This is a genomic window from Paenibacillus sp. P4_A7 (genome assembly GCF_056402455.1).
This window is the reverse complement of sequence record NZ_JBFUHJ010000209.1, coordinates 1-9,155: the sequence shown is the minus strand read 5'-3', so window position 1 is coordinate 9,155 and position 9,155 is coordinate 1. Positions and strand designations below refer to the sequence as shown.

At 45.0% G+C, this 9,155-nt stretch carries 9 protein-coding genes and 1 pseudogene; 6 read left to right on the top strand and 4 right to left on the bottom strand.

Features of this window, described 5'->3' with window-relative positions:
- Positions 1-178 precede the first annotated feature (178 nt).
- The gene (locus AC1DWN_RS20890) at positions 179-526 is read right to left on the bottom strand and encodes a helix-turn-helix domain-containing protein (protein ID WP_477560834.1); all 348 of its coding nucleotides are present in this window, start codon (positions 524-526) and stop codon (positions 179-181) included.
- Positions 527-775: 249 nt separating this feature from the next.
- Between AC1DWN_RS20890 and AC1DWN_RS20885 the strand changes: the two genes are divergently transcribed.
- Both AC1DWN_RS20885 and AC1DWN_RS20880 read left to right on the top strand, forming a co-directional pair.
- A complete protein-coding gene (locus tag AC1DWN_RS20885) occupies positions 776-1,249 on the top strand; it encodes a hypothetical protein (RefSeq protein ID WP_477560833.1) in 474 nt (157 codons plus the stop codon).
- An 89-nt stretch (positions 1,250-1,338) separates the two neighbouring features.
- A complete protein-coding gene (locus AC1DWN_RS20880) occupies positions 1,339-2,694 on the top strand; it encodes a DRTGG domain-containing protein (RefSeq protein WP_477560832.1) in 1,356 nt (451 codons plus the stop codon).
- An 8-nt stretch (positions 2,695-2,702) separates the two neighbouring features.
- On the opposite strand, the gene AC1DWN_RS20875 is transcribed toward AC1DWN_RS20880, so the two are convergent.
- The 3 genes from AC1DWN_RS20875 to AC1DWN_RS20865 all read right to left on the bottom strand — a co-directional run bounded on the left by AC1DWN_RS20875 (position 2,703) and on the right by AC1DWN_RS20865 (position 3,940).
- A complete protein-coding gene (locus AC1DWN_RS20875) occupies positions 2,703-2,999 on the bottom strand; it encodes a YtpI family protein (protein ID WP_477560835.1) in 297 nt (98 codons plus the stop codon).
- A gap of 95 nt (positions 3,000-3,094) precedes the next feature.
- Complete coding sequence (locus tag AC1DWN_RS20870; RefSeq protein ID WP_477560831.1) at positions 3,095-3,568, bottom strand: sporulation membrane protein YtrI; 474 nt, start codon at positions 3,566-3,568, stop codon at positions 3,095-3,097.
- Between the two features lie 45 nt (positions 3,569-3,613).
- Positions 3,614-3,940: a YtrH family sporulation protein gene (locus AC1DWN_RS20865; protein WP_475811870.1), complete on the bottom strand. Its 327-nt coding sequence runs from the start codon at positions 3,938-3,940 to the stop codon at positions 3,614-3,616.
- A 280-nt stretch (positions 3,941-4,220) separates the two neighbouring features.
- On the opposite strand from AC1DWN_RS20865, the gene AC1DWN_RS20860 reads away from it, so the two are divergent.
- The 4 genes and pseudogenes from AC1DWN_RS20860 to AC1DWN_RS20845 form a co-directional block, all read left to right on the top strand.
- Entirely contained in the window at positions 4,221-7,841 is a 3,621-nt protein-coding gene (locus tag AC1DWN_RS20860) for a DNA polymerase III subunit alpha (RefSeq protein WP_477560830.1), read from the top strand.
- A 217-nt stretch (positions 7,842-8,058) separates the two neighbouring features.
- On the top strand, positions 8,059-8,550 hold the full coding sequence (locus AC1DWN_RS20855; protein WP_477560829.1) for a phosphatidylglycerophosphatase A family protein: 492 nt from the start codon (positions 8,059-8,061) through the stop codon (positions 8,548-8,550).
- A gap of 97 nt (positions 8,551-8,647) precedes the next feature.
- Positions 8,648-8,836, top strand: coding sequence for a glutamate decarboxylase (locus AC1DWN_RS20850; RefSeq protein WP_477560828.1), 189 nt, complete (start codon positions 8,648-8,650; stop codon positions 8,834-8,836).
- Positions 8,837-8,876: 40 nt separating this feature from the next.
- Positions 8,877-9,155: pseudogene (locus AC1DWN_RS20845) on the top strand (acetyl-CoA carboxylase carboxyl transferase subunit beta); the annotation flags it as partial.

Sequence of the window (9,155 nt, the reverse complement as noted above, 5' to 3'; positions counted from 1 at the left end):
GTATTCACTTATAAATGTGCTTATATATCTCCGCGAAACGAATGCTTTTGCCGAAGAGGACGGCGACAGCCGTTTACGCTTGAATAGATAATAAATGATAAGTTTTCACTTGAAATGAGCTTTTACAGCCCCGTGAAACGTATGCTTATGCCAAGAGGGAGGAGACAGACGATTACTATTAATCTATATCTTTAAATTGTACGAGCTGTTTTACAAACCTGTACACGGCTTCTTGTTCCTTCACACTAAGCCCGATTAACTGATGCGCAATTTTATCAGCATAGCTATTGTCTTCTTTTGCTACTGGTCCTTCAACAGCCACATTTACGATTTGTTCAATGGGCTTTTGAAGCGCTTGTGCGATTTTACTAAGTACATCGATTGTTGGGTTTTTCTCTCCGCGTTCGACTTGTCCCATATAAGATGCGTTAATTTCAGCTCGTAGAGCTAGTTGCTCTTGACTGAGACCTCTTTCTTTGCGCAACTGCCTTATGTTTTCTCCTATAAGTTCTGAAATCCCACTCATTAAGTCACCTCAGTCTAACGATAGAACTTTACTAGCCCACCAACAACATTCTATAGAGTATATTATTTTTAATGACTATAGTCATTGACTAATGGGTGGCCTATTTACTATAATTGTGTAAAAAAGTATGATTCTAGTATTGTCATTACCTTGAAAGGAATGTTTTACCATTTTAAAGATTGGAAGAATCAGGGTGTTGAAATGGGCGATTTCAACTTTTTAAGTCAGAATGCTGCGAGGTGGTAACTGATGGTTGATGAATTTGAGTTTTTTCGGAAAGTTCGTGAATATTATTGCAATGTCYCCTTCTTTGTTCAATTGAATTATCAATTATCTCATCGTGTCGATAAAACAGTTACGGCCCGTGGTTCCTTCAGCTGTCGTGTTAATCCGCATACACAAATCGTAGAGTTTGTAATAGAGCTTAAATCAGATAACATCTCAAGACCCTTCAGTGAACAAAGTTCTTTTCTATTCTCAAATGTGTATGATGAAATTCCCCCGCAAACCATTGAAATTGAAAATCTTCTGATTCAATCCTTACGCTACCCAGTGCCTATTGCATACGATTGGCATGCATTTATTATGGAGGGAGCAGAAGTTGCAATCAATGTACAAACGATTCAACAGCTGTTCAAAAAATGGAAGTTGAAGGGTAAGGATGATCAAGTCATCGACGCAAAGATAAAAGCTGAGAAAGTAATTTTACAGTGGCACAAATGATTTTGCTTGAAGTCCTCGCATGAACATGACTTGTTTCTCGCTTTCTCCTATAATGGAGTGAGTTGATTGTTATGGACGGAGGAATAGTTATGGATTTAATTGGAACGGGAATCGAAACGAGTACAAAACATGAGCGAATCATGCTGTATATTCAAAGCTTGAAGATTGGAACAAAAATATCGGTGCGGGCAATGGCAAAGGATCTTAGTGTTAGTGAGGGTACTGCTTACAAAGCCATTAAGGAAGCTGAAAGCTCGGGGCTCGTTAGTACGAAGGAGCGTATCGGAACCGTTCGAATCGATCGTAAACGGCGGGAGGCACTGGATCAGCTTACTTTTGGCGAGGTTGCCGAAATTGTTGAAGGACGATTATTTGGCGGTGCGGAAGGCTTAGACAAAACGCTGCATAAGTTTGTTATAGGCGCAATGGAGCTGGATGCGATGCTGCGCTATATTGACCAAGGAAGTTTGCTTATTGTGGGTAATCGAATCGGCGCGCATCGCTGTGCCTTGGAAGAAGGGGCGGGTGTGCTTATCACAGGCGGTTTCGAGCCGAGTCCAGAAGTAATTGAACTAGCTAATGAGCGGGCACTTCCCATTTTATCTTCTCGCCATGATACATTTACTGTCGCGTCAATGATTAACCGTGCGATGTATGACCGGYTAATTAAAAGGAAGATTATGTTGATTGAGGATATTGTGACATTCRGTCGACCAGCGGATGTGTTACACGTAGGGAATACCATATTCGACTTTCATAAGCTCTCTAAGGAAACCGGCTATTCACGATTTCCAGTAGTGGACGAGCGAAGCAAGGTTATAGGAATGATGACGGCTAAAGATGCAGTAGGCTCACCGGATGAAGGCTCTGTTGATCGGCTTATGACGAAGCAGCCCATTACTGCGGCGCCGAATATTACCGTCACCTCAGCTGCACATACGATGGCCGCCGAAGGGATCGATCTGCTGCCGATAGTCGATAGACATCGCAAGCTGCTTGGTGTAGTTACGAGACAAGAAGTGCTTGATGCCATGCGATTTGCCGGCAAACAGCCTGAATCAGGAGAAACGTTTGAGGATTTAATGTGGACAGGTTTTATTGCTGATGCAACGCTGCAAGGACAAGATGAGCTTGGTATCGCTTATAAAGGAACGACTACGCCGCAAATGTCCGGAGCGCTGGGAATGGTATCGGAAGGGCTGCTCGCTACCTTAATGACACAAGCGGCACGCAGAATGATTCGAGAGACAGCGAAGCGGGATTATTTGCTTGAGAGCATGACCACTTATTTTGTAAGGCCGGTACAAATTGACAGTGAAATTACGATTATACCTCGGGCACTCGAGATGAGCCGGAAATTTACGAAGCTTGAAATCGAAGTGAAGGATATGAAAGGCTTGGCCGCCAAAGCAATGTTGACGGCACAGATGATTGATCCTTACTGAGAACTGAATTAGCCCTTCATTACGCGGTAAGCGCTGAGATTGCGTAGACCAGCAAATAAATTGAATACGCCGAGCAGCATGAATACAGCTCCGATTACGATACGGAGTGTTGATTCACCCGACATAAACAGTTGAACGGCTGCGATGAGCAGCAGCATAATACCCATACTCACGTTCATTCTAGCTGCGAAAATTCCGCGGATTCTTGCATCGGCTGAACGCCGTGACTTGAAACTGAATATCGCCGAAAGTACCAAGGTAAAGAATATACCTGGCGCCAACAGCCATTGCATCAGTTGATCCATTGTCAATGTAAAGCAGCTCCTTTATTGTGCGTGATAGCAGCATCGTACTTGTGAATAGACAGCTTATATTGTATCACGAAACGCTGTTGAGCGCTTTATAAGGGGGGCTTCGCATAGATTTTGACCTTAACCCACACGTGAAGCACGTTATCAGCAATAAGTATGGTTTTCAATTCAATCATATAATCTTTGTTATACACATTTGTATAAACTTTGCGTTCCAATATCTTGCGGACGAATAGTGCGTTGGAATCAATCTCGTAGACGCTTTGGCCATAGAAGCTGGATAGATCCTCTTTGATTCGTTTAATAAGCTCGGCTTCTGTTGCATTATCGAGATCAGGTTTGTTTGGATTTTGACCAGCTTCTTCTTCAATACGAGGAAGAATACTTTTGATAACGGTATGTTGATTTTTGAACTTTTTTAGTTGTTTAAGATCCTGCTCATACTGGTCCAGCTTTACCTCAAGCTCACTCTTCAGAGAAACGAGCTTTTCAAACTGAACAACATAAATGGAATTATATAGTATGGCCCCGATTACGATGCCTAGCATTAGAACCCCAATCATCTGCAACCCTCTTATATAACGATCAAACGGCGGAACCCGCATCGCCTATACGACCCCTTTACATATTAAACGGACAAGCTCTGTTCCCAAATGAGCACCAAGAAAAGCAATCAAAATATAACAAATCTGCTGTACGGCAGGGGACAGCTGACCGGCCATTATATTGCTCTCTATGACTCTGACGGGATCAATCGACCCGCCGATAGCGGCAACGATAGCCCATATTTTTAATCTAGCAGCTGTATCCAGCATCGTGGTGCCAGGCGGCAGCAGCATGAAGACAGATCCAATACCCGCGAGCATTGAGCCCCCCATCACAACACCGAAAGCAATGAAGAAATCAAGTCCTGCTTTGGACAAAAAATAGCTCATTATTTTCTCCTCCTTAAAGTTTTGCGAAGCAAAACTACTTCGTAAGCATTGACTTAAGTTTTGCGGAGCAAAACTACATCGTAAGCATTGACTTAAGTTTTGCGAAGCAAAACTACTTCGTAAGCATTGACTTAAGTTTTGCGGAGCAAAACTCGCATCGTAAGCACATGCCTTGGTTTTGCGAAGTAAAACTCTCTGCTACCATTCTATGGGCGTGTCCACCTCTATTATGATAAAATAGATGTAACTAATTCGGACGAAGCGGAAAGGAACGGTTGCGATGAGAGCTGACAACAAACAATCTTTCGTGCATTTGCACGTTCACAGCGAATATAGCCTGCTCGATGGCGCCGCAAGAATCCGCGATCTAGCAGCGAGAGCCTCGGAGCTGGGCATGAAAGCGCTAGCCCTAACCGACCATGGCGTTATGTATGGAGCGGTTCCTTTTTACCGTGCATGCCAAGCAAATGGTATAAAGCCTATTATTGGCTGTGAGCTGTATTTAACGACGGGCTCACGCTTTGATAAAGGAACACGTAAAGAGAACCCTACCTATCATTTGATCGTATTAGCTAAAAACGAAGTAGGCTATCGTAACCTGATGAAGCTAAGCACAATTGCACATTTAGAAGGTTTCCACTATAAGCCAAGAGTAGATATGGAAGTTCTTCGCGAATATTCGGAAGGGCTTATTTGTTTAAGCGCCTGTTTAGGCAGCGAGATATCACAGCATTTGCTTCATGATCGGCAAGAAGAAGCAAAGCTAGCAGCTTTACGCTATAAGGAAATATTCGGGGACGATTTTTACTTGGAGCTTCAGGACCACGGAATGATCGACCAGAAGAAGGTCGCGATTGCGATGATCAAGCTGGCGGGTGAGACGGATATTAAGCTCGCGGCGACGAACGATGTACATTATTTAAGACAGGAAGACGCTGCTGTACAAGATGTGTTGCTTTGCATCGGAACGGGTAAAACGGTTGATGATACTGATCGAATGCGAATGCCAACGAATCAGCTCTATATGAAATCAGCAGAAGAGATGGAATTACTATTCAGACATGTTCCAGAAGCACTGGCAAATACAGAGGAAATCGCTGATAAATGCAGCTTTGAACTAACGCTTGGCCGCGCACCGCTTCCCGTATTCAGTCCTGTTCCGGCAGGTATGAGCTCTTCAACTTATTTAGCAACGCTCTGCCGCGACGGTTTGATGGCTCGCTATGGTGGATTAACGGAGTGGATAAACGATGCAGATTACCGCATGGAGGCGGAGAAGCGTCTGGAATATGAGCTTTCAGTAATCGATAAAATGGGTTTTAGTGATTACTTTCTGATAGTCTGGGATTTCGTACGATTTGCACATGAAAGAGGAATTCGCACGGGTCCCGGAAGGGGCTCGTCTGCGGGCAGTTTGGTTGCTTATACTTTGAAAATAACCGATGTTGATCCGCTCAAATATAAGCTGTTGTTCGAACGATTTCTTAATCCGGAGCGAATATCGATGCCCGATATTGATATCGACTTCAATGATGAACGGCGGGATGAGGTTATTGCCTATGTGGCAGCCAAATACGGCGACGATCATGTGGCACAAATCATCACATTCGGAACGATGGCAGCCAAGGCTGCTGTACGAGACGTCGGACGCGCGATGAATGTTCCTTTTCAGGAGGTTGATCGAGCGGCAAAGCTCATACCGAATCAGCTTGGAATTACACTTGAGGAAGCGCTTCGCATCAGTACCGAATTGCGTGAAGCCTGCGAACGCCAGCCCAAAACCAATGCGATGCTGCAAATGGCCATAAAAGTTGAAGGCATGCCGCGCCACGCTTCAACGCATGCAGCAGGTGTGGTCATCTCACAAGAGCCGCTCACACATTACGCTCCTTTGCAGATGGGAAGCGAGAAGATCCCTCTAACCCAATATTCGATGGAGCATTTAGAAGCAATCGGTCTTCTCAAAATGGACTTTCTCGGCCTGCGCACACTATCGATTTTAGAACGTACGCTGYACTGGGTGAAGGAACTTTATGGTAAAGAAATTGATTTCCGTATGATAAGTGATGCTGATCCTGATACGTATGCGATGCTTGGCCGAGGTGATACAACTGGAATTTTTCAACTCGAGTCGGCGGGGGTACGGCGCGTTTTACGTGAAATGAAACCTACCGGATTTGAGGATATTGTCTCGGTATTAGCTTTGTATCGTCCGGGACCGATGGAGTTTATACCTAAATACATTCAAGGCAAGCATGGTCTAATCACAGTCGAATACCCGCATCCATCGCTTGAGCCGGTGCTATCTGACACATACGGTATTATCGTGTATCAAGAACAAATTATGCAAATCGCTTCGTTGATGGCTGGCTTTTCGCTTGGAGAAGCAGATCTGCTTCGCCGAGCTGTGTCTAAGAAAAAGCGAGAGGTACTGGATGAGGAACGGGGACATTTTGTGAAGGGCAGCTTGGGTGAAGGTTATTCGGATGCTGAAGCTAATCATGTCTACGATATGATTGTACGCTTTGCGGATTATGGCTTTCCTCGTGCCCATGCAGCGGCATACGGCGTGCTTGCTTTTCAGACAGCGTGGCTGAAGGCACACTATCCGGTTCCATTTATGGCCTCTATGCTCGCATCTGTGAATGGGAACCAGCGGAAGACAGCGGAATATGTGGATGAATGCCGTAGGATGGGGATTGAGGTACTACCGCCTGATGTAAATGAAAGCAACGTATCATTTACCCCCGTAGGAAAAGCAGTTCGTTTTGGATTGGCTGCTATCAAAAATGTGGGTACTCAAGCGATTGAAGCGCTCAAGAAGGAACGCGGTGAACGTCCTTTTGATAGTTTGCTTGATCTGTGCAGACGAGTTGATTTAAGGATTGTAAATAAGCGAGTGCTGGAATCACTTATTCAAGCAGGAGCTTGTGATTCGCTTCCAAGTCATCGAGCTCAGCTTTTGGCGGCGCTTGAGGAGACAGTGGAAGCCGCGCTTAAATGGCGTAAAGAAAGCGAAGAGCTGCAAATCGAGATGTTTGGTTTGGAGGAAGTCCAAAACTGGGAAGTAGAGATGCCGGATGTACGGCCGTTCACAGTCGGTCAGAAGCTTGAGTTTGAGCGTGAGCTGCTCGGATTATATTTATCGGGCCATCCCCTTGATGATGCGGAGCAGCAGCTTGAATTACTTGGATTAGATCGATTGGTTCAGCTAAGTGACGTGCCGGATGGATCCATTGCAATTGTTGGAGTAATGGTTGTATCGCTGAAGCCTTTCACGAATAAGAAAGGGAATGCGATGGGTTTTCTCGAGCTGGAGGACCGCATTATGAGAGTGGAGGCCGTCGTATTTCCAACTGTTTGGAAGCGATGCGGGAGCATGCTCGAGAAGGGCGGCTTACTTATCGTTCAAGCCACTGTTCAGCAGCAGGACGATGACTATAAGCTGATAGTCGAGGATGTAGTTCCTCTTAACACGACAAGCTTAGACCTATCGGAGCAGGTGGGGCGTTTGCAGCGGCAGGCGAAGGCTCGCGCATTGCGTTCGAGCTCCACTGGGGGCTTTAACAGCCGAACAACTGGGAAAGCGCAAGGTTCGCAGTCAGCATCTGATACTACTCAGCTAGTAACTGATCAAGCTGCTCCAGAACGTCAGCAGCCTACAGAACGAAAGCTGCAGCGCGTTTATATTAAGATCGCTGCTGTGCATGAACAGCCGGATATGTTGGATAAGCTTAAACAATTATTATCAACTCATTCCGGGCAACTCAATACGGTTCTATTTTATGAGCAAGGACAAAAGTCCATTGCACTTAGCCATAATTATCGGGTAAAGCCTTCCCCAATGCTAGTTAGCGCCGTCGAGCAGTTGTTCGGTGAAGGTGCGATTATTATCAAGTAGAATGTCCCTACCGCGAAACGAACGTTTTCCGTAGAAGACGGCGAGAGTCGTTTACACTTGACGAGAAATGTTTGAAATTGACAGGCACGTAATAGTTTGTACGCGCATATGTATAGAGATACAAGCGAAAACGGCATACAAATKTGAGACCACTCACTGCCGAATCGCCCTGTTTCTGAGGTGAACGTACAAGCAGTTGCGGGAGGGGATTTTCAATATGACTGGTATCGAGAAATTGCTGCTTAAACGTGGTGTGTCAGTTGCTGATGTGACGGAAATCGTTTTTACGCTGCAGCATCCATACAATAATGACTTAACAATGGAGGAATGCGAGGAAAGCGTAAGAATGGTGCTTGAGAAAAGAGAAGTGCAATATGTGATGTATACTGGCATTGCTCTGGATGAACTCGCGGAGCGTCGTTTGTTGCCTGAACCGCTGCAAGCGATTATGGAAAATGACGAATCACTTTATGGAGTAGACGAGACGCTCGCACTCGGAATTACAAATGTTTATGGAATGATTGGATTGACGAGCTTCGGATATTTAGATAAAGTAAAACCCGGTATTATTCGTCAACTCAACATGAAGGGCGAACGAATTCACGTTTTTTTGGATGACTTGGTTGCGGGTTTAGCCGCCGCAGCATCTGCAAGAATTGCGCATCAAGACCCAAAAGCTAACCGTTATGATTTGCCGGAATCGCCATGACTATGGTATCATTATTTCATCATATGGCCTGTTACCGGGAAAGTGCTATGCTTAGGAAGTGAGCTTTGCTGCTGCAAAGTTTTCAGGAGGTACCATAATGTGGACGGTCATTTATATCGCACCAACAGCAAAAATCGCAGATAACATCAAGAAGCGGCTCACGGAGGAAGGTTTTCTGGTGAAGGTCCGTTCTGTTAATCTGTCTAAACAGCAATACGAGATACTAGTTCCGTCAGGCGAGCTGGAGGAAGTTCAGGAAGTATTCAACTCCATTATGCGGTCATGATGGATAGCTCTATACTATTGCGCCTTGAGAGGTGTCACACGTGCAGATAAAAGATTTATTTACAAAGAAGAAATATGCAACCATACCTTCGGAACGCAAACGCGATATTCCAGAAGGCTTAATGAATAAGTGCTCCAAATGTGGCACCATTCAGTACAGCAAAGAACTAGAAAAGAATTTAAAGGTCTGCTCGTCATGCGGTCATCACTACCGATTGAATGCATGGGAACGAATCGGTTTGACACTCGATGACGGCAGTTTGATTGAATACGACGATAATATGGAATCCGTCGATCCGCTTTCCTTTCCAGGCTATCAG